The organism is Sphingomonas sp. 3-13AW, from assembly GCF_049311085.1.
GTDB lineage: Bacteria > Pseudomonadota > Alphaproteobacteria > Sphingomonadales > Sphingomonadaceae > Sphingomonas.
The window spans coordinates 1-18,240 of the sequence record NZ_JASNVZ010000022.1 but is presented as its reverse complement, the minus strand read 5'-3'; the positions used below and the strand labels follow the sequence as shown (position 1 = coordinate 18,240).

Below are 18,240 nucleotides of genomic sequence, written 5' to 3'. Positions count from 1 at the left end.
TGGGTAGTGAGGAACGGCGTGATGGCTCGGCATAGCCGATCCGCCGTCGCCGGTCCTGCTGCACGCCGGGCCTGTCGTTTCCCGCCATCGCAGTCCCTATCGAGCCGCAATCTGAACGCCGGGCAAGAGTTCACCATCGCCATGTTTTCTTATGATGCCGACGCAGCGCCCGCACTCGACTTCCTGGCCGACGGCGGGGGGATGGGGGCGCGCATCCGCGAATATGACTGGTCGTCGACGCCGCTCGGTCTTCCCGCGACCTGGCCGCAGCCGCTGAAGACGCTGACCGGCGTGATGCTGTCCGCGAACCAGCCGATGTTCCTGGCCTGGGGCCCCGATCGCACCCTTCTCTACAACGACGGCTATGCCGAGATCCTCGCCGGCAAGCATCCGTCGGCCCTGGGCCGGGACTTCCTCGATGTGTGGTCGGAGATCCGCGCCGATCTCCAGCCGATCGTGGCCCAGGCCTTTTCCGGCGTGCCCGTCCACATGGCCGACATCCAGCTTCTGATGCTGCGCAAGGGCTATCCCGAGGAGACGCATTTCTCCTTCTCCTACACGCCCATTCGCGACGAAACCGGGGCGATCGCGGGCTTCTTCTGCCCGTGCGTGGAAATCACCGAGCAGGTGCTCGCCGAGCGGCGTCGCGCAGCCGACACCGAACGGCAGCGGCAGCTGTTCGAACAGGCCCCCGGCTTCATCACCATCCTGCATGGTCCGGACCATATGTTCGAATTTGCGAATGCGACCTACCGGCGCCTGTTCGGCGACCGCCAGTTCGTCGGCAGGACGGTGCGCGAAGCATTCCCCGAACTCAAGAACCAAGGCATCTACGAACTGCTCGACCGGGTGTTTGCGACGGGCGAGCGCTTTGTCGCCGATCATGTGCCGATACGTCTGCAATCGCCGGAGAACGCTCCGGAACAGCGGATCCTGGACTTCATCTTCGAGCCGATCCTGGATGAGAGCGGGCAGGTCACCGGCATCTTCGTGGAAGGCCATGACGCGACTGCCGCGCACAAGGCAGCGCGCGAGCTTCGGGAAAGCGAAGAGCGGAATCGCCGCATCCTTGAAGGGGTGAAGGATCACTCGATCTTCACGGTCGATCCCGACAACATAGTGGTGGACTGGACGTCCGGTGCCGAGGCGATCTTCGGCTGGTCGGCCGAACAGATCGTGGGCAACAGCGCCGACATCCTCTTTACCCCCGAAGACCGGTCGGCCGGCGCGCCCGCCGAGGAACTGGCGACTGCGCGTGCCGAGGGCTGCGCGAACGACGAACGCTGGCACATGCGGCGGGACGGCTCCCGATTCTTTGCCAATGGTTCGGTTCGCCCGCTGCACGATGCCCAGCAGGCGATCACCGGCTTCATCAAGATTGCGCGCGACGAAACGGAGCGTCGTGCCGCGGACGCGGTGCTGCGCGAAACCGAGCAGCGCTATCGCCTGGTGGCCAGGGCAACGAACGATGCGATCTGGGACTGGAACCTGGTCGACGGCTGCGTGGAGTGGAACGAGGCGCTCCACGTCCGGTTCGGATATGGCGAGGATGAGGTGGAGCCGACCGGCGGCTGGTGGTTCGAACATATCCACCCCGAAGACCGCGACCGGATCAACGCCTCGATCCAGGCGGTGATCGACAGCCCGGAGGATCATTGGTCAGCGGAATACCGGTTCTGTCGCACCGACGGCAGCTTCGCCGACGTGCTGGGTCGCGGCCAGGTGTTCCGCGACGACGACGGCAAGGCCGTGCGCATGATCGGCGCCATGCTCGACCTGACGGATCGCAAGCGCGCCGAGGAAGCCTTGCGGGAGCTCAACGAGACGCTGGAGCTTCGGGTAGCGCAGCGCACCGAAGAGCTCGTCGCCGCGCAGGATGCACTGCGCCAGTCGCAGAAGATGGAAGCCGTCGGCCAGCTTACCGGCGGGCTCGCGCACGATTTCAACAATCTGCTGACCGGCATCTCGGGCAGCCTGGAGATGATGCAGATCCGCATCGCGCAGGGCCGCCTGGCCGAGGTCGAGCGCTATGTGGGTGCCGCACAGGGTGCCGCGAAGCGCGCAGCCGCACTGACGCACCGGCTGCTCGCCTTCTCGCGCCGCCAGACACTCGCGCCCAAGCCCACGGACCTGAAACAGCTCATCTTCGGGATGGAGGAACTCATCGGGCGGACGGTGGGCCCGGCGATCGAGGTGGAATCCGTCAACGCGGCCGGCCTTTGGCCAAGCCTCATCGATCCGAGCCAGCTGGAGAACGCCATCCTGAACCTGTGCATCAATGCCCGCGACGCGATGCCGGACGGAGGCAAGATCACCATCGAGACGGCCAATCGCTGGATGGACGAGCGCGTCGCTGCCGAACGCGGGCTGGAACCCGGCCAGTATGTCTCGCTGTGCGTGTCCGACACCGGCACCGGCATGCCTCCGAGCGTCATCGCCAAGGCATTCGACCCGTTCTTCACGACCAAGCCCATCGGCGAGGGGACGGGGCTGGGCCTGTCCATGATCTATGGCTTTGCCAAGCAGTCGGGGGGATCGGTGGCGATCTACTCGGAGCTCGGCCAGGGCACGACCGTGTGCATCTACCTGCCGCGCCACTTCGGCGAGGCGGAGCGGGTGGGGCTTGAGCTCAGCAAGGACCCCACTCCGCGCGCCGAAGCGGGGGAGACCGTGCTGATCGTGGACGACGAGCCGACGGTCCGGATGCTGGTGACGGAGGTCCTGACCGACCTTGGCTATACCGCGATCGAGGCTGTGGACGGCCCCACGGGATTGAAGGTCCTGAACTCGGAGCAGCGGATCGACCTGCTGATCACGGACGTGGGCCTGCCGGGTGGCATGAACGGCAGGCAGGTCGCCGATGCTGCGCGCGGGGTGCGCCCGGATCTCAAGATCCTGTTCGTCACCGGCTATGCGGAAAACGCGGTCCTGAGCCACGGGCACCTCGCCCCGGGGATGCACGTCCTGATCAAGCCGTTCTCCGTCGATGATCTCGCCACGCGGATCAGGAACCTGATCGAGACATAGGGCCGGCCGCCCCCTGCGTCCGGCGCCGCTATGCGAGGATCAGCGTTGCTTCTTCGTGATGGTGGCGGTGAAGTCCGGATCCTTCTTGGCCACCCAGGCGACGAACTTCTGGATGGCCGGGTTCGCCAGCAGCAAATCCACATCCATGCCGTAGCGCTGAAGTTCGGAGTTCGTGAAGTTCGCCGTAACTGTCTGCTGGCAGATCGGGTGCATCGGCACGACATCGCGTCCGCCGCGGCTCTTGGGAACCGGATGGTGCCAGACGATCGTCTTTCCCGTCGGCCGGCCACAGAGCCAGCAGGGCGGCGGCGGCGCAGCAGCGGTGTCGTCAGGCTCCTGGCCTTCGTACGGGTCGTATCTCGAATGCTTGCGCGCCATGTGCCTGTCAGGATCCGTGCTTCGGTAGCCTGCCGCAGGCGCCGTCGCGCGCACCCCTACACGAAGGTCGCGGAGATACCGAGCGGGAATGGCGGCGGCGATGGTTGCTTCCGGCTCGCTTCGCGCACCGCGACGCGGAAACGAAAACCTGCCCCTGTGCGCCACCGTTCTTCTGTGGCACCTTCGGCCGTCGAACCACGCACGGACACTGCAGAGCCGGCGGGAGCGAGGGGAGAGATGCGGTGAAGACCATTTCCAAAGCACTCGCGGCGTCGCTGCTGCTCGCCACAGCCTTCGGCGTCCGGGCTGCCGACGCGCAGACGGCGTCGGGGCAAGCCCCCACGGCATTCGGCTTCGCGACGGGAGCGGACGTCCGTGCCCAGACACAGGCGATGCTTGCCGAAATGAAGCCGGACCAGGGTTTCATGTGGCGGCCGGTGGTGCGCGATGGAGAGACCGTCGCGGCAGTCGAGATCTGGAAAAAGCCCGGGCGGCCCGCTGTCCACCCGACCGAGGCGGAATATGCGATCGTCCTGGAAGGCGCGGGCACGCTGGTCGCCGGCGGAACGATGGCGGAGGCAAAGACCAGCAGGCCCGGGCTGGTGGAGGGAAGTCGCATCGACGACGGCACGACCCGGACCCTGGGGCCTGGCGACGTCGTGCTGATCCCTGCCGGCGTGCCGCACTGGTTCGGCATCACCGGGGAGCGGCTGGTCCTTTTGGGAGTGAAATTGCCCGCCGCGAAGTAAGCGTGGCGGGAGCGTTCACTCCGAGAGCGCTTCCCTGATGGCACTGCCGGCGAGGCGGGCCGTGGCGAGGAGTTGATCCACGCCATGTCCGTCGCGCGCCTTTGCGGACATGCCGGTCATGACGGTGGCTACGAACTCGCTCAGTTCCCGGGCCTGTTCGGGATGGCGTGCGGCAACATGGTCGCGCACCATTTCCTCGGCTGCTCGCCTGAACGCGAGAGCCGTCTCGCGCGCATCCGGATCGTTGCAGCGGACGCCTTCGAGCACCATGCAACCGGCAGCGGCCGGATCCGCGGCGCTGGCCGCGTAGCGCCGGGCGGCCTCCTCCAGGAGCGCCGCCAGCGCCTCGTCGACCGGGCGGTCCGGGAGCAGGATGTCCGCAATCGGGATCGCGCCATGGTCCGCCCAACGCTGGAGAATACGGCCATAGAGCCCCGCCTTGTTGCCGAAGGCGGCATAGAAGCTGGGCGGATTGATACCCAAGGCTTCCGTCACATCGGCCACGCTCACTGCGTCATAGCCGCGTGCGTGGAAAAGCTGCTGCGCCTTCTCCACCGCCGCATCGGGATCGAACCGGCGCGGCCGACCTCTCGTGCGTGGCTTATTTGTAGGATGCACTACACAAATCCTTGACGGTGTCTGGTGCTGTTTATGTAGCGCGTCTTACATTAATCAGCAAGGAACGTCCCCATGGCCGCATTCGCAGGAAAATCCGTTCTCGTTCTTGGCGGCAGCCGGGGTATCGGCGCCGCGATCGTGCGCCGCTTCGCCAGCGAAGGCGCGAAGGTGCACTTCACCTTCAACGGTTCGCGCGAGGCCGCCGAGAAGCTCGCGGCGGAAACCGGGAGCGAGGCGTTCGCGGCCGACAGCGCCGATCGCGACGCCGTTATCGCACGCGTGCGGGAAAGCGGCCCGCTCGACGTGCTGGTGGTGAATTCCGGGATCGCGGTATTCGGTGATGCGCTGGATCAAGACCCGGATGCGATCGACCGGCTGTTCCGGATCAACATCCATGCGCCGTATCACGCCTCGGTCGAGGCCGCGCGGCAGATGCCCGAGGGCGGCCGCATCATCGTGATCGGATCGGTGAACGGCGATCGGATGCCCGTGCCTGGGATGGCGTCCTACGCGGTCAGCAAGTCCGCTTTGCAGGGCCTGGCGCGCGGGCTGGCACGCGACTTCGCCGCGCGCGGGATCACGGTCAACGTCGTCCAGCCGGGCCCGATCGACACGGACGCCAATCCCGCCGACGGGCCGATGCGCGACCTGCTGCATGGCTTCATGGCGATCAAGCGCCACGGCAAGCCCGAGGAAGTTGCCGGGATGGTCGCGTATCTTGCCGGTCCGGAAGCAGGGTTCGTGACGGGTGCGATGCACACCATCGACGGGGCCTTTGGTGCCTGACGAGCTTGACCGGCGTCGTCGGGGTGGACGGCGCTAGTCGTCTTCGTCGTTTTCGGCGTCGATCGCATCCATGAAGTCGCGCGCCGCTTCCCGATCGTCCGCATCCTTGAATGCGACATCCAGGTCGGGGGCGGCGCCGAGCATGTACATCAGGCACCAGAGTGCGAAACGGCGGCCGCCGTCCTGTTCCAGCCCGAATTCGAGCCGAAGTTGCTCCACGCCTTCCGAGACCTGTTCCGCGGTGAGGCCGGAAAGGTCGTCGGTGCCGAAGAAGCGAACGAGAAGCTGATCAAAGTCCATGGCCGACCTTAGCGGGGTCGCGGGCAGGACCCAAGCGCCATCCGGGCGCGGGCGCGGTTTCGGGTGTCGATCCCGAACCGCGCCCGGCGGGGTTCAGCGCGGCGTACCCGGCTTGGGCGCTTCGCTGGTCGTGGCGGTGCTGCCGGTCCCGAGCGTCGAGCCCGGCTGGCCCACGGTGTCGCCGGTCGGCGGGATCGTGTCCGGCGTGGTCGATGCGGTCGCGCCTGACCCGGTCTGGCCGGTGGCGACGGTGCCGGTGTTGTTGGTGCCGCCACCCTGGCTCTGTTCGTTGGGCGTGGCCGGCCGGTCGCTGGGGCGCGAAGTCTGGCTCTGCGTCGGCTGTCCGGGCGTGGTATGCGTGCCGGCGGTGCCATGGCCCGCGGGGTGGGATTGCTGGGCAACCGCGGCGGCGGGGAGGAGCAGGGTACTGGCGATCATCAGGAAACCGGTGCGCATGTCGAACTCTCCACATCGAAAGGCGTGGAGTTCCAACGGACGGGCGCGCTCGAGGTTGCGAACAGGTCCCGGCTAGGGCGCTCGCGGAGTGGGCGCGGTGCTGTTGCGCACGACCAACTGGTGCTGAAGCGTCACTTGCCGGGCAGGGGGCTCGGAGCCGCCGAGCAGCGCGACGAGCAGTTCCACCGCGCACCGGCCGATCCGCCCCTTGGGCTGGGCGATGGTGGTGAGCGCGGGCTGGAAGAAGCTGGCGAGGGGCAGGTCGTCAAAGCCGATCACGGAAACCTGCGCGGGGCAGGAGAGGCCGGCTTCCCGGATTGCGCGCATCGCGCCGATCGCCATTTCGTCGCTGAAGCAAAATACCGCCGTCACCCGGCGCTCGATCAGCGCCCGCATGTGCGCGAAGGCCGACTCCGCCGAATAGTCTCCGACCTGGACCTGTAGCGCTCCGCCCAGGCCATGCCGATCGGCCGCGCGCATTGCTCCTGCCAGGCGGTCGCGGCTGATCGGGCTGATCTCCGGCCCGGTGATGAGGCCGATCGCCCGGTGGCCGAGCCCGACCAGATGGTCGATCGCGTCGCTGCCCGCCGCCGCATTGTCGATGTGCACGCTCGGTACGCCGATGTTCGGACTGTACTCGCATCCGTTCACGACCGGCGCGAAGCCACCCTCCCGCGCCAGCAGCGGCGCGAGGCTGGCGGGCAATCGGTGGCCCAGGAAGATCAGGCCGTCCACCTCACGTCGCGACAACATGTCGGCATATTGATCCTCCACCTCGGGATCGTGGCGGGTATCGCCCAGCATCACCGCATAGCCGGCGTCGCGCGCGGCCTCTTCGGCCCCGCGGATGACGCTCGCGAAAAAGGGATTCGAAATATCCGGAACCGTCAGCAGGATCTTGGCGGCGCGGTGCGTGCGCAGGGTGCGGGCGGCAACATTGGGCTGGTAGCCGAGCGCCTGGACGACTTCGAGGACCCGCTCGCGGGTGCGCAGGGCAACGCGGTCGGGCTGGCTGAGCACCCGCGACACCGTCGCGGTCGAAACGCCCGCCTGTTCTGCTACCTGGATGATCGTTGCCATCGCTACGTCATGTGCGGTGCGACGGGCCGTGTCGATAGGTAGGATGTAATCCTTTACATCTGACTTTTGCCTCCATAGTCTTCCCGCATTGGAAGAGCAGGACAACCTGCCATGGAGAGGATGCGCGAATGCTCGCTGCCGAAAATGTCCCGCCGGGGATCGTGCGTCCGGCTCCTGCAATGCTGACAGGGCGCCTGAGTGCGCTGATGTTCATGCAGTTCTTCATCTGGGGCGCGTGGAACGTGACCTTGGGTCTCGTCATGCAAACCGTCGGCATCGGCAACCTGATCGCCAACGCCTTTTCGGTCGGGCCGATCGCCTCGATCGTCGGCTCTTTCCTGCTCGGTATGGCGGCGGCGCGTTACTTGACGCCGAAGATGCTGATGGTGACCCTGCACCTCATCGGCGGCGTCCTGTTGTTCGTGCTGCCGTCGCTGATCACGCCCGAGCATGGCAACAGCTTCGTCTGGCTGCTGCTGGGCTACATGATCCTCTACATGCCGACCGTCGGTCTTGCGAACACCATCGCGCTCAAGAGCTTCGGCGAGCGAGTCGACCGTTTCCCGTTCGTGCGCGCGTTCGGCACGCTCGGCTGGATCGCCGCCGGGCTGATCATCGGCTGGGCGGGGCTTTCGGCCAGCCCGCAGATCTTCACCATCGCCGCGGTCGTCTCCATCGCGCTCGGCCTCTACAGCATCACGCTGCCCAGCGTCGAAGCCGATGCGCCGCGCGACGAGAGCGTGATCCGCCAGGTGCTGTGCGTCGAGGCGTTCGGCCTGATGCGCAATCGCTCCTATCTGGTCTTCATCACCGCGGCGACGCTCATCTCGATCCCGCTGGCGATGTATTACGCCTATGCGTCCGCCTATATCGGCACGGCCGGCATCGAGAATGTCGGTGGCACCATGTCGATCGGGCAGATGTCCGAGCTCGCGTTCATGTTCTCGATGCCGTGGCTCTATCGCCGCTTCGGCGTGAAGCCGTTACTGCTGGTCGGCATGATCGCCTGGGCGGTGCGCTATGCGCTGTTCGCGATCGGCGACGGCGGCGACTCGCTGTGGGCGATCTACCTGGGCGTGGCGCTGCACGGCGTTTGCTATGACTTCTTCTTCGTGGCGGGCGCGATCTACACCGGCACCATCGCTGCGCCCAAGGGCGTCAACGCCCAGGCGCAGGGGATGCTGACGCTGTTCACCTATGGCGTGGGCATGCTGCTCGGTTCGCAGATCGGTGGGCTTCTCTATGCCCAGCTTCCGGCGACCCCCAGCGTCGCCGACTGGCAGCAGATGTGGTGGTACCCCGCGGTCGCGGCAGCGGTGGTGGCGATCCTGTTCCAGCTGACCTTCCGCGACAACAGCCGGCAGGAGGCCAGCATATGAGTGGGATGAAGGGGCCGGGCATTTTCCTGGCGCAGTTCATGGGCGATGCGGCACCGTTCGACACGCTCGACCATCTGGCCGAATGGGCCGGCAAGCTCGGCTATGTCGGGGTGCAGATTCCGTGCGACACCCGCCTGTTCGACCTGAAGACGGCGGCCGAGAGCAAGGATTATTGCGACGATCTGCGCGGGCGGCTTGCGCAGTTCGGCGTGGAGCCGACCGAGCTCTCTACTCACCTTCAGGGCCAGCTGGTCGCGGTCCACCCGGCCTATGACAGCCTGTTCGACGGGTTTGCGCCCGCCGAGCTCCACGGCAAGCCCGCCGAGCGCCAGGCCTGGGCCGTCGAGCAGGTCAAGCTCGCCGCCCGCGCCAGCGCCAATCTGGGGCTGACGGCGCATGCCACTTTCTCGGGCGCGCTTGCCTGGCCCTATGTCTATCCGTGGCCGCAGCGTCCGGCCGGCCTGGTCGAGGAAGCGTTCACCGAACTCGCCCGCCGCTGGCTGCCGATCCTGGAAGTATTCGAGGATGTCGGCGTCGACTGCGCGTTCGAGCTTCACCCCGGCGAGGACATTCACGACGGTGCCAGCTGGGAGCGGTTCCTGAATGCGGTTGGCCATCACCCGCGCGCGCGGATGCTGTTCGACCCTTCGCACTATGTGCTGCAACAGCTCGACTATCTCGACTTCATCGATCGCTATCACGACCGGATTTCCTGCTTCCACGTGAAGGATGCCGAGTTTAACCCGACCGGTCGGACGGGCGTCTATGGCGGCTATGAGAGCTGGGTGAACCGGGCCGGGCGTTTCCGCTCGACCGGCGACGGGCAGGTCGACTTCGTCGGCGTCTTCAGCAAGCTTGCCCAATATGGCTATGACGGCTGGGCGGTGCTGGAATGGGAGTGTGCGCTCAAGCGTGCCGAGGACGGCGCGCGTGAGGGGGCGCCGTTCATCCGCGACCATATCATCCACGTCACCGAGCGCCCGTTCGACGATTTCGCCGCAAGCGGTGTCGATCGTGCCGCGATCCGCGCGCTGATGGGCCTGAAGGGCGAGGCGGAATGATGCGGCGGCCGCTCCTGCTCGGCATGGTGGGCGGCGGCGAGGGCGCGTTCATCGGTGCGGTCCATCGCATGGCGGCGGCCATCGACGGCGACTGGCGCCTCGTCGCCGGTGCGTTCAGCACCGATGCCGGACGCAATGTCCGCACCGGCGAGGTGCTCGCGCTCGATCCGGCACGGGTCTATCCGACGTTTGACGCGATGCTCGCGGGCGAGCGCGCGCTGCCCGCCGACGCGCGGATCGACGCGGTATCGGTCGTCACCCCCAATCATCTCCACGCGCCGATGGCGATCGCGGCACTGGAAGCGGGCTTCCACGTGTTCTGCGAAAAGCCGATGGCGATGAGCGTTGCCGAGGCGCAGGCCATTGCGGCGGCTGCCGAGGCGAGTGGCCGCCATTTCGGCCTCGCCTTCACCTATAGCGGCTATGCGCTGGTGGAAGAGGCGCGGGCGCGCGTCGCACGCGGGGATTTTGGCGCGATCCGGCTAGTGCAGGTCGAATATCTGCAGGGCTGGCTGAGCGATCCCATCGACAACGCCGGCAACAAGCAGGCGGAGTGGCGCACCGATCCGGCTCGCGCAGGCCTTGGTGGCTGCCTGGGCGACATCGGCACCCACGCCTTCCACCTTGCCGAGCATGTCTCCGGCCTCAGGACGGAGGCGGTATCGGCGGACCTTGCGATCCATGTGCCCGGGCGGCGGCTCGACGATGATGTGAGCGCGCTGCTGCGCTTCGACGGTGGGGCGCGCGGGACGCTGAAGGCGACCCAGGTCGCAGCGGGCGAGGAGAACGGCCTTCGCCTGCGTATCTATGGTGAGCGCGGCGGGCTCGAATGGGCGCAGATGGAGCCCAACACGCTGACGCTGCGCTGGCTCGACCGGCCGGCCGAGATGGTGCGGGCGGGTGGCCCCGGGCTGAGCGAAGGCGCGGCCGGACTGCTGCGTACGCCGGCCGGACATCCCGAAGGCTATGTCGAGGCTTTCGCCAACCTCTATCGCGGTTTTGCCGCTGCGATCCGCGACGAGGGGGGCAGCTGGTTCCCCGGTGTCGCGGACGGGGTTCGCACCATGAAGTTCGTCGAGGCCGTGATCGCCAATGCGGCCACGGACCGGAAATGGACCAGTATCGATCCTGGAGAGAGTGTATGAAGCGTACCCTAGGCCTGGGAGCGGCAGCAGCGATGCTCGCCGTGACCGCGACACCCGCCCTCGCGCAGACCGCGACGCCGCCCGCATTTGCCGCCTGCAAGGCGTGCCACACCGTGGACAAGGGCGGCCGCAACGGTATCGGCCCGAACCTCAACGGCGTGGTGGGGCGTCCCGCAGCCTCGGTCCCCGGCTTCAACTATTCCAACGCGATGAAGGCGTCGAAGCTGCGCTGGGATGAGGCGACACTCGACCAGTATCTCGCCGCGCCGACGAAGAAGGTGCCGGGTACGCGGATGCCGATCGGCATGGCCGATCCGGCCAAGCGAGCAGCGATCATCGCGTTCCTGAAGGCGCAGAGCGGTAAATGACGGGACGGGGGGCATGACGATCTCGCGCCGCGCCGTACTCGCCGCGGGCGCTGTCGCGCCGTTGGCGGCGAGCGCGGGTCTTGCGCAGGGGGGCGGTTCCAACGCCGCGCGCTTCTCGCTTGCCTACGCGCCGCATGAGGGCAGCTTCGCCAGCCGCGGCGGGTTGATCGAGCAGATCGCCTTTGCCGCCGACCAGGGGTTCACCGCCTGGGAAGACAATGAGGCGCGCGCACGGCCGGTCGCGGAGCAGGAGCGCATGGCAAAGGCGCTGCAGCAGCGTGGCATGGCGATGGGCGTGTTCGTGGCAAGCATGCCGAAATGGTCGCAGTCGCGCCCGCTGCTGGGTGCCAACGACGGCGCGGAGCGGGAGGCGTTCCTGGCCGACATTCGCAGTTCCATCGAGGTTGCCAAGCGCCTCAATGCCAACCGGATGACGGTGGTGACCGGCTTCATGGATCCCAAGGTTCCGGTGGAGATCCAGACCGCGCGGGTGATCGACGTCATGCGCCGGGCCGGCGACATCGTCGCACCGCACGGCATCGCGATGGTGATGGAGCCGCTCAACACCCGCACCAACCACCCCGGCGTCTATATGCAGAGCATTGCGCAGGGCTATGCGGTGGCGCGCGGCGCCAACAGCCCCGGGGTGAAGATCCTGGCCGACGTGTATCACGAGCAGATCCAGTCCGGGAACCTGATCCCGGTGATGGACAGCTGCTGGAGCGAGATCGGCTATATCCAGTTCGGCGACAATCCGGGGCGCAACGAGCCCGGCACCGGCGAAATCCACTATGCCAACATCGTCCGGTGGCTGCGCCAGCGCCGCTATGCCGGCGTGATCGGCATGGAACATGGCAATTCAATCAAGGGACGCGCGGGGGAAGAGCGGCTGATCGCCGCCTATCGCGCGATCGACGCGCAATGAGGGCGGGGGTGCGGCACGCGGCTCGCGGCCTGTCTTCGCCAGAGCATCATGAATCGCCCACAGGGTTCCGGAATATCGGCACCCGTCGGCAGCCCGAAGCGGGATTCCGCTCAGTTTTTGGGGGAGAAGCCAAGTGATCGATCGTAGAACCGCGCTGGCCGGCGTGGTCGGGATGTTCGGTGCGGCCGTGTTCGCGCCGATCGCGCGCGCCGCCGGCGCTGCCCAGGCGTCGCGCGTGCCGGTGATCAGCGAGGGACCGCCCAGCGTCGCCGTGTTCACCCCGGCGCAGCGCGCGCTGGTGTCGGCGCTCAGCGAGCGGGTCATTCCCACCACCGATACGCCCGGCGCAATCACGGCCGGCGTGCCCGCCTTCATCGAGAAGCTGCTGGCCGACTGGGGCTCCCCGGGCGACCGCGTGCCGATCCTGGAGGGGCTGGCGGCGATCGAGGCGCGCAGCCTGCGCGACTATCGCGTTCCCGCGGCGCAGGCGAAGCCGGCGCAGCAGGACGCACTGCTGACGCTCGCGATGAACGACCAGCTGCCCAAGGGCGCGACCTTCTTCGAGGCGTTCCGGCAGCTTGTCATCACCGGCTATTACACGTCGGAAGTCGGCATCACGCAGGAGCGCGAGTATCTGCCGGTCCCCGGCGAGTACAACGGCGCCTTCCCCTATTCCCAGGTCAACAAGGTCTACAGCGCATGATCAGCCGTCGGACCATGCTCGGCGGCGCGGGCGGCGTCGCGGCGCTTGCCGTTGCGGGGAAGCTCATCCCCGCCGCTTCGGCCGCGCAGATCAATGCGATCGGCCTGCAGCTCTACACCGTGCGCGACATCTTCCAGAAAGACCCGGCGGGCACGCTCGAGAAGCTGGCGAAGATCGGCTACAAGGAAGTCGAGTACGGCGGCGGCGGCTATGAGGCGATGGACCCCGCCATGCTGCGCGACACGATGAACCGGCTGGGCCTTCGCGCGCCGTCGGTCCACATCGGCTACGACACGCTGCTCAGCAACTTCGACCGCTCGGTCGCGATGGCGAAGACGCTGGGCGCCGACACGGTCGTCCTTCCCTATATGACCGACCAGCACCGTACGGAGCAGGGTTGGCAGGCGGCGATCCCCAACTTCAACCGCTTTGCCGCCGACCTGAAGCAGGCCGGCCTCGGCTTTGCCTATCACAACCATGATTTCGAGTTCACCAACAAGCCGGGCGGGGTCAGCCTTTACGAGCGTCTCCTGAAGGAAACGGACCCCAATCTGGTTCGGATTGAGCTCGATCTCTATTGGGCGGGGCGTGCGGGCGAAGACCCCGGCGCGCTGATCGACCGCCTGGGCAACCGCATCTATGCCTATCACGTCAAGGACATGCGCCCCGACGGCAGCATGACCGCGGTAGGGGCCGGCAAGACCGACTTCGCCGCCATGTTCAAGCGGAAGGGAAGTGCCGGCGTGAAGCACTTCTATGTCGAGAATGACGAGGCGCCGGCGCCCTATCTGCCGGACGTCACCACCAGCTTCAAAACGCTGCGCGCGCTGCGTTACTGACCGGTACCGGGAGAGGAAAGATCATGGCTTCGACCAACAGGTTCGACGCAATCGTCGTGGGTTCCGGCGTCAGCGGCGGCTTTGCTGCCAAGGAACTCACCGAAAAGGGGCTGCGCGTGCTGATGCTCGACCGCGGCGTGATGGTCGAGCACGGCCAGGACTATCCCTATGACGGCAAGCCCGCCTTTGAGGTGCCGGCGCGCAACATCATGCCCAAGTCCCTGGTGGAGAGCGATTATTTCATCGCCCGCTACGGCTATGTCGCGCCCAGCAACCAGTTGTTCTACAACGACGACCGGCTGAACCCCTATGCCTATGACGAGGGCGAGAAGTTCTACTGGATCCGGCCGGGTGCGGTTGGCGGCAAGTCGCTGATCTGGGGTCGCTGGAGCTTCCGCTGGGCGCCCGAGGACTTCGAGGCGAACAAGCGTGAGGGCATCGATGGCGAGTGGCCGATCGGCTATGACGACATCGCGCCCTGGTACAGCTATGTGGAGAAGTACATCGGCGTGTCGGGTTCGCGGGAGAACCTGCCCTATCTGCCGGACAGCGAGTTCCAGCCGCCGATCCCTATGAACGTCGCCGAGAAGTGGCTCAAGACGCGGCTGGAGACCGAGTTCCCGGGCCGCAAGCTCATCAACACGCGCCTGTCCAACCTGACGGAGGACAAGCCGGAGCAGAACCGCACCAAGTGCCAGATGCGCAACCAATGCGGGAACGGCTGCTCGTTCGGCGCCTATTTCTCGACCCAGGCGGTCACGCTGCCGGCGGCGCGCGCCACCGGCCGCCTGACGCTCCAGTCGGATGCGGTCGTCACCAACGTGGAATATGATCCCGCCAAGAAGCGCGTGACCGGCGTGCGCTATGTCGACGCCAAGACGGGGCAGGCGCAGGTGGTCCAGGCCGACCTGGTGTTCCTGTGTGCGTCGGCGATCGCCTCCACGCAGATCATGTTGAACTCGCGCGCTCCGGGCAGCGACCGCAGCTACTTCGACAGCAGCGGCACGCTCGGCCGCTACGTCATGGACCACATCTTCCGGGTCAATATCGAGGGCGAGATCCCCGGCATGACCGAATATATCGAATATGGGCGGCGCCCGGGCGGCGTCTATATTCCGAAGTTCCGCAACGTCGCGGGACGTCCGGAGGATGTCGGCTTCAAGCGCGGCTATGGCTATCAGGGCAGCGCACGGCGCGACCCGGCCAAGCCGGTCGGCTTTGGCGCCTCGATGAAGCAGGGCATGCGCGGCTATGCGCCGTGGAAGTTCGGCATGGGCGCGTTCGGCGAATGCCTGCCCTACAAGGACAACCGCATCTCGCTCCATTCGAGCAAGCTCGACCGCTTCGGGGTGCCGCTGGTCCGTTTCGACGTGACGTTCCGCGACAACGAGCTGCGGATGATGGCGGACGCCCGGACCCAGGGCGAGGAGATGCTGCGCAACGCCGGCCTGACCAACGTGAAAAGCTGGCAGAACGAGCATGTCCCGGGCGACGCCATCCACGAGATGGGCGGCGCGCGCATGGGCAAGGACCCGCGGGCATCGGTGCTCAACGGGTTCAGCCAGGCCCATGATGCGCCCAATCTGTACGTCACCGACGGCGCGCAGATGGCGTCGATCGCCTGCGTCAATCCGTCGCTGACCTTCATGGCGCTGACGGCGCGTGCGGCCGACCATGCGGTCCGCCAGATCAAGCGCGCATAGGCTCCGTTCCAGCGCACAGCCTTGCTGTCGGCTCCGGTGAGGGGCCGACAGCGCCTTACGCCGAGGGGAAGAACATGGCGACAGAGACGAAGGCGGGCCTGAGCCGTCGTGACTGGCTGGCGGGCGCGACGGCGACCGCGGGCCTGCTGAGCCTGCCGGGGCAGGCGTCCGCCCGGCGTATCGCTCCCAGCGATCGCGTGAATGTCGCGGCGATCGGTGCCGGCGGCATGGGCTCGCAGAACATGGCGAAGCTCACCAGCCAGAACATCGTCGCGATCGCCGATGTCGACCTCGCGCACGTCGCCAAGTCCTTCGTGGACAACAAAGGCGCTGCACGGCCGCAGATGCAGCCGCTCAAGGCCGCCTATGACCGCGCCGAGAAGTTCGCCGACTATCGGCGGATGTTCGATGCCCGCAAAGACATCGACGCGGTGGTGATCGCGACGCCCGATCATCACCATGCGGTCGCCGCCAAGGCAGCGATGGAGCGCGGCATCCACGTCTATGTGCAAAAGCCGCTGACCTATACGGTGCGTGAGGGACGCACGCTGCTCGACCTCGCTCGCCGCAATCCCAAGCTGGTAACCCAAATGGGTAACCAGGGGCATTCCGGCGACGACGGCCGGCGCGTGGTGGAGTTGATCCGCGGTGGCGCGATCGGCCGCGTCCGCGAAGTCCACTCCTGGACCAACCGCCCGCTCTGGCCGCAGGGGGAGGCGCGTCCGACCGCGGTTCCCAAGCCCGCCTCGCTCGACTGGGACGTCTGGCTCGGGCCGGCGGCGGTCGATTGGGGCTATCACCCCGATTACGCGCACTTCAACTGGCGCGGATGGGTGCCGTTCGGGATCGGGTCGCTCGGGGACATGGGCGCGCATCTCGTCGACTTCCCCGTCTGGGCGCTCGAGCCCGGCCTGCCGACGCGGATCGAGACGCGGCACAGCCGCTGGGGTGGCGACGACAATATCTGGGACGGCAAGCCGCCGGCCGACCTCGGCAGCTATCCGCTCGCCAACATCACCACCTATCACTTCGGTGCCGCCAAGGGCGGGCCGCTGACGATGACCTGGTACGACGGCGGGTTGATGCCGCCGACACCGGTCGCGATGCCCGCGACCGCGCGCATGAACCCGGACGGCGGCGTGCTCTACATCGGCGACCAGGGCATGTTGATGCACGACACCTATGGCGAAAAGCCGGTGCTGATCGGTGATGGTGTGGCGGCGCGTGCAGCCGCCATCCCCGTGTCGCTGCCGCGCATCATCGGCGGGCGCGACGGGCATGAGATGAACTGGATCCGGGCGATTCGAGGCGAGGAGGCGATTTCCTCGCCCTTCTCGGTGGCCGTACCGCTCAACGAAACGATGTTGCTTGGAATGGTCGCGATGCGCGCGGACCAGCCGATCGAATATGACGGCGCCTCCGGCCGGATCACCAATGTGCCGGACGCGAACCGCTTCCTCGACCGGGAATATCGCAAGGGATGGGAACTATGATCGCCAAGGCCGCCGCCGTCGCACTCCTCGGCCTCGCCGGAGCCGCGTTCGCCGCGCAGACCGCATCGGGACCGCGTCCGGAGGACACCGAGGTGTGGCAGCCGGAGCCGCCGATCGTCACCCCCGGACCTGCGACTAGCGTTCCGGCCCCATCCGACGCCGTGGTGCTGTTCGACGGCAAGAACCTGAACGAGTGGGTTTCTGTCAAGGACAAGGGTCCGGCGAAATGGACGGTCGCCGACGGCGTGCTGACGGTGCGAAAGGGCACCGGCAACATCGAGACGCGGCGGCGCTTCGGCAGTTACCAGCTGCACATGGAATGGCGTATCCCCAAGGGGATTACGGGCGAGGGCCAGGCCCGCGGCAACAGCGGCCTGTTCCTGGCATCCACCGGCGGCGGTGATGCCGGCTATGAGCTCCAGATCATGGATAGCTACCGCAACAAGACCTATGTCAACGGCCAGGCGAGCAGCATCTACAAGCAGTTCGCGCCGCTTGCGAACGCGATGCGCGCGCCGGGCGAATGGCAGAGCTACGACGTGATCTGGACGGCACCGGTGTTCGCGGGCGACGGGTCGTTGAAGAGCCCGGCCGTGGTCACGGTCTTCCACAACGGCGTCCTGGTCCAGAACAACGTCGCCCTGAAGGGTGAGACCACCTACGTCGGCAAGCCCCAGTACAAGGCGCACGGCCCTTCGCCGATCAAGCTTCAGGATCATGGCGACCCCAGCGCGCCGATCAGCTTCCGCTCGATCTGGATTCGCGAACTGAAGTAATGGGAGAGGGCGCGCGCCCCATTTGGCGGCGCCCTCTTTCGCCTTTTCGCCCTTTCATAGCGCCCAATTGACGCATAGCCGGCGGCCCTGTTGGGCGGCGTATCTAGCGCTCGCGCTGACGAACGGCTCTGTGCAGCGCCTCGAGCGCCGAGCGCTTTCCACACTGCTAGCTTGAAACCCAAATTCCTGTGAGCGTCGCGGAAGTTACCCGCCCGAGGCGGAAACCGCTTTCTGCTGTCGACGCGTTACCTTCTCTGCAGAATGACCCTGCGGCGCCGACCGCCGTCCCCTCTCGCAAGCGTACAGAGGCGCCAATTCTGCCGGCCCCTAGGCCGTGTTGACATAGTGGATTCCCAAGCCGCCTGATCTCTGATTCAAGACTGCCTTTTGGAGGCGGCGTTGGGTCGAGGGGATGTGTCGGACGCGGAGTGGGCGATCATCGGGGAGCTTCTGC

General features: G+C 66.7%; 18 protein-coding genes. 13 read left to right on the top strand and 5 right to left on the bottom strand.

All coding sequences use genetic code 11. The annotated features are described in order from the left end of the window. Positions 1–21: 21 nt before the first annotated feature. The gene (locus QP045_RS17325) at positions 22–3,027 is read left to right on the top strand and encodes a PAS domain S-box protein (protein WP_422516253.1); all 3,006 of its coding nucleotides are present in this window, start codon (positions 22–24) and stop codon (positions 3,025–3,027) included. Positions 3,028–3,066: 39 nt separating this feature from the next. Here QP045_RS17325 and QP045_RS17320 read toward each other — a convergent pair whose 3' ends face one another. After that, the gene (locus QP045_RS17320) at positions 3,067–3,405 is read right to left on the bottom strand and encodes a hypothetical protein (RefSeq protein WP_422516252.1); all 339 of its coding nucleotides are present in this window, start codon (positions 3,403–3,405) and stop codon (positions 3,067–3,069) included. 242 nt (positions 3,406–3,647) lie between these two features. On the opposite strand from QP045_RS17320, the gene QP045_RS17315 reads away from it, so the two are divergent. Further along, on the top strand, positions 3,648–4,154 hold the full coding sequence (locus tag QP045_RS17315) for a cupin domain-containing protein (RefSeq protein ID WP_422516251.1): 507 nt from the start codon (positions 3,648–3,650) through the stop codon (positions 4,152–4,154). A gap of 15 nt (positions 4,155–4,169) precedes the next feature. On the opposite strand, the gene QP045_RS17310 is transcribed toward QP045_RS17315, so the two are convergent. Beyond that, positions 4,170–4,772 (bottom strand): TetR/AcrR family transcriptional regulator, encoded by a 603-nt coding sequence (locus tag QP045_RS17310; protein WP_422516250.1) that lies wholly within the window; start codon positions 4,770–4,772, stop codon positions 4,170–4,172. Between the two features lie 72 nt (positions 4,773–4,844). Between QP045_RS17310 and bdcA the strand changes: the two genes are divergently transcribed. Beyond that, entirely contained in the window at positions 4,845–5,558 is a 714-nt protein-coding gene (gene bdcA / locus QP045_RS17305) for an SDR family oxidoreductase (protein WP_422516249.1), read from the top strand. 33 nt (positions 5,559–5,591) lie between these two features. Here the strand turns inward: bdcA and QP045_RS17300 are convergent, their stop codons facing one another. The 3 genes from QP045_RS17300 to QP045_RS17290 form a co-directional block, all read right to left on the bottom strand. Continuing rightward, the gene (locus QP045_RS17300) at positions 5,592–5,858 is read right to left on the bottom strand and encodes a hypothetical protein (protein ID WP_422516248.1); all 267 of its coding nucleotides are present in this window, start codon (positions 5,856–5,858) and stop codon (positions 5,592–5,594) included. A 93-nt stretch (positions 5,859–5,951) separates the two neighbouring features. Continuing rightward, positions 5,952–6,314 carry a hypothetical protein gene (locus tag QP045_RS17295; RefSeq protein WP_422516247.1) on the bottom strand — a complete coding sequence of 121 codons (363 nt, stop codon included), beginning with the start codon at positions 6,312–6,314 and terminating at the stop codon, positions 5,952–5,954. A gap of 72 nt (positions 6,315–6,386) precedes the next feature. Next, on the bottom strand, positions 6,387–7,394 hold the full coding sequence (locus QP045_RS17290; protein WP_422516246.1) for a LacI family DNA-binding transcriptional regulator: 1,008 nt from the start codon (positions 7,392–7,394) through the stop codon (positions 6,387–6,389). Between the two features lie 128 nt (positions 7,395–7,522). Between QP045_RS17290 and QP045_RS17285 the strand changes: the two genes are divergently transcribed. The 10 genes from QP045_RS17285 to QP045_RS17240 all read left to right on the top strand — a co-directional run bounded on the left by QP045_RS17285 (position 7,523) and on the right by QP045_RS17240 (position 17,786). After that, positions 7,523–8,773 carry an MFS transporter gene (locus QP045_RS17285; RefSeq protein ID WP_422516245.1) on the top strand — a complete coding sequence of 417 codons (1,251 nt, stop codon included), beginning with the start codon at positions 7,523–7,525 and terminating at the stop codon, positions 8,771–8,773. Continuing rightward, positions 8,770–9,834 carry a sugar phosphate isomerase/epimerase family protein gene (locus QP045_RS17280; protein ID WP_422516244.1) on the top strand — a complete coding sequence of 355 codons (1,065 nt, stop codon included), beginning with the start codon at positions 8,770–8,772 and terminating at the stop codon, positions 9,832–9,834. The genes QP045_RS17285 and QP045_RS17280 overlap by 4 nt, the downstream gene beginning before the upstream one ends. Next, the gene (locus QP045_RS17275; RefSeq protein WP_422516243.1) at positions 9,831–10,979 is read left to right on the top strand and encodes a Gfo/Idh/MocA family protein; all 1,149 of its coding nucleotides are present in this window, start codon (positions 9,831–9,833) and stop codon (positions 10,977–10,979) included. The genes QP045_RS17280 and QP045_RS17275 overlap by 4 nt, the downstream gene beginning before the upstream one ends. Continuing rightward, positions 10,976–11,347: a c-type cytochrome gene (locus QP045_RS17270; RefSeq protein WP_422516242.1), complete on the top strand. Its 372-nt coding sequence runs from the start codon at positions 10,976–10,978 to the stop codon at positions 11,345–11,347. Before QP045_RS17275 ends, QP045_RS17270 begins: the two co-directional genes overlap by 4 nt. Positions 11,348–11,360: 13 nt before the next feature. Continuing rightward, positions 11,361–12,272 (top strand): hydroxypyruvate isomerase family protein, encoded by a 912-nt coding sequence (locus tag QP045_RS17265; protein WP_422516241.1) that lies wholly within the window; start codon positions 11,361–11,363, stop codon positions 12,270–12,272. A gap of 133 nt (positions 12,273–12,405) precedes the next feature. Then, positions 12,406–12,975: a gluconate 2-dehydrogenase subunit 3 family protein gene (locus QP045_RS17260; RefSeq protein ID WP_422516240.1), complete on the top strand. Its 570-nt coding sequence runs from the start codon at positions 12,406–12,408 to the stop codon at positions 12,973–12,975. Beyond that, entirely contained in the window at positions 12,972–13,814 is an 843-nt protein-coding gene (locus QP045_RS17255) for a sugar phosphate isomerase/epimerase family protein (RefSeq protein ID WP_422516239.1), read from the top strand. The genes QP045_RS17260 and QP045_RS17255 overlap by 4 nt, the downstream gene beginning before the upstream one ends. A gap of 23 nt (positions 13,815–13,837) precedes the next feature. Further along, entirely contained in the window at positions 13,838–15,517 is a 1,680-nt protein-coding gene (locus tag QP045_RS17250) for a GMC family oxidoreductase (protein ID WP_422516238.1), read from the top strand. A 74-nt stretch (positions 15,518–15,591) separates the two neighbouring features. Further along, complete coding sequence (locus QP045_RS17245) at positions 15,592–17,010, top strand: Gfo/Idh/MocA family protein (RefSeq protein WP_422516237.1); 1,419 nt, start codon at positions 15,592–15,594, stop codon at positions 17,008–17,010. Continuing rightward, positions 17,007–17,786, top strand: a complete 780-nt coding sequence (locus QP045_RS17240) for a 3-keto-disaccharide hydrolase (RefSeq protein WP_422516236.1) — start codon at positions 17,007–17,009, stop codon at positions 17,784–17,786. The genes QP045_RS17245 and QP045_RS17240 overlap by 4 nt, the downstream gene beginning before the upstream one ends. The last annotated feature ends 454 nt before the right edge of the window (positions 17,787–18,240 follow it).

Coding starts and splice junctions, on each gene's coding strand:
- QP045_RS17255 (WP_422516239.1), top strand. CDS start 12,972: ATGATCAGCCGTCGGACCATGCTCGGCGGCGCGGGCGGCGTCGCGGCG.
- QP045_RS17295 (WP_422516247.1), bottom strand. CDS start 6,314: ATGCGCACCGGTTTCCTGATGATCGCCAGTACCCTGCTCCTCCCCGCC.
- QP045_RS17275 (WP_422516243.1), top strand. CDS start 9,831: ATGATGCGGCGGCCGCTCCTGCTCGGCATGGTGGGCGGCGGCGAGGGC.
- QP045_RS17285 (WP_422516245.1), top strand. CDS start 7,523: ATGCTCGCTGCCGAAAATGTCCCGCCGGGGATCGTGCGTCCGGCTCCT.
- QP045_RS17245 (WP_422516237.1), top strand. CDS start 15,592: ATGGCGACAGAGACGAAGGCGGGCCTGAGCCGTCGTGACTGGCTGGCG.
- QP045_RS17320 (WP_422516252.1), bottom strand. CDS start 3,405: ATGGCGCGCAAGCATTCGAGATACGACCCGTACGAAGGCCAGGAGCCT.
- QP045_RS17265 (WP_422516241.1), top strand. CDS start 11,361: ATGACGATCTCGCGCCGCGCCGTACTCGCCGCGGGCGCTGTCGCGCCG.
- QP045_RS17240 (WP_422516236.1), top strand. CDS start 17,007: ATGATCGCCAAGGCCGCCGCCGTCGCACTCCTCGGCCTCGCCGGAGCC.
- QP045_RS17300 (WP_422516248.1), bottom strand. CDS start 5,858: ATGGACTTTGATCAGCTTCTCGTTCGCTTCTTCGGCACCGACGACCTT.
- QP045_RS17250 (WP_422516238.1), top strand. CDS start 13,838: ATGGCTTCGACCAACAGGTTCGACGCAATCGTCGTGGGTTCCGGCGTC.
- QP045_RS17325 (WP_422516253.1), top strand. CDS start 22: ATGGCTCGGCATAGCCGATCCGCCGTCGCCGGTCCTGCTGCACGCCGG.
- QP045_RS17290 (WP_422516246.1), bottom strand. CDS start 7,394: ATGGCAACGATCATCCAGGTAGCAGAACAGGCGGGCGTTTCGACCGCG.
- bdcA (WP_422516249.1), top strand. CDS start 4,845: ATGGCCGCATTCGCAGGAAAATCCGTTCTCGTTCTTGGCGGCAGCCGG.
- QP045_RS17270 (WP_422516242.1), top strand. CDS start 10,976: ATGAAGCGTACCCTAGGCCTGGGAGCGGCAGCAGCGATGCTCGCCGTG.
- QP045_RS17280 (WP_422516244.1), top strand. CDS start 8,770: ATGAGTGGGATGAAGGGGCCGGGCATTTTCCTGGCGCAGTTCATGGGC.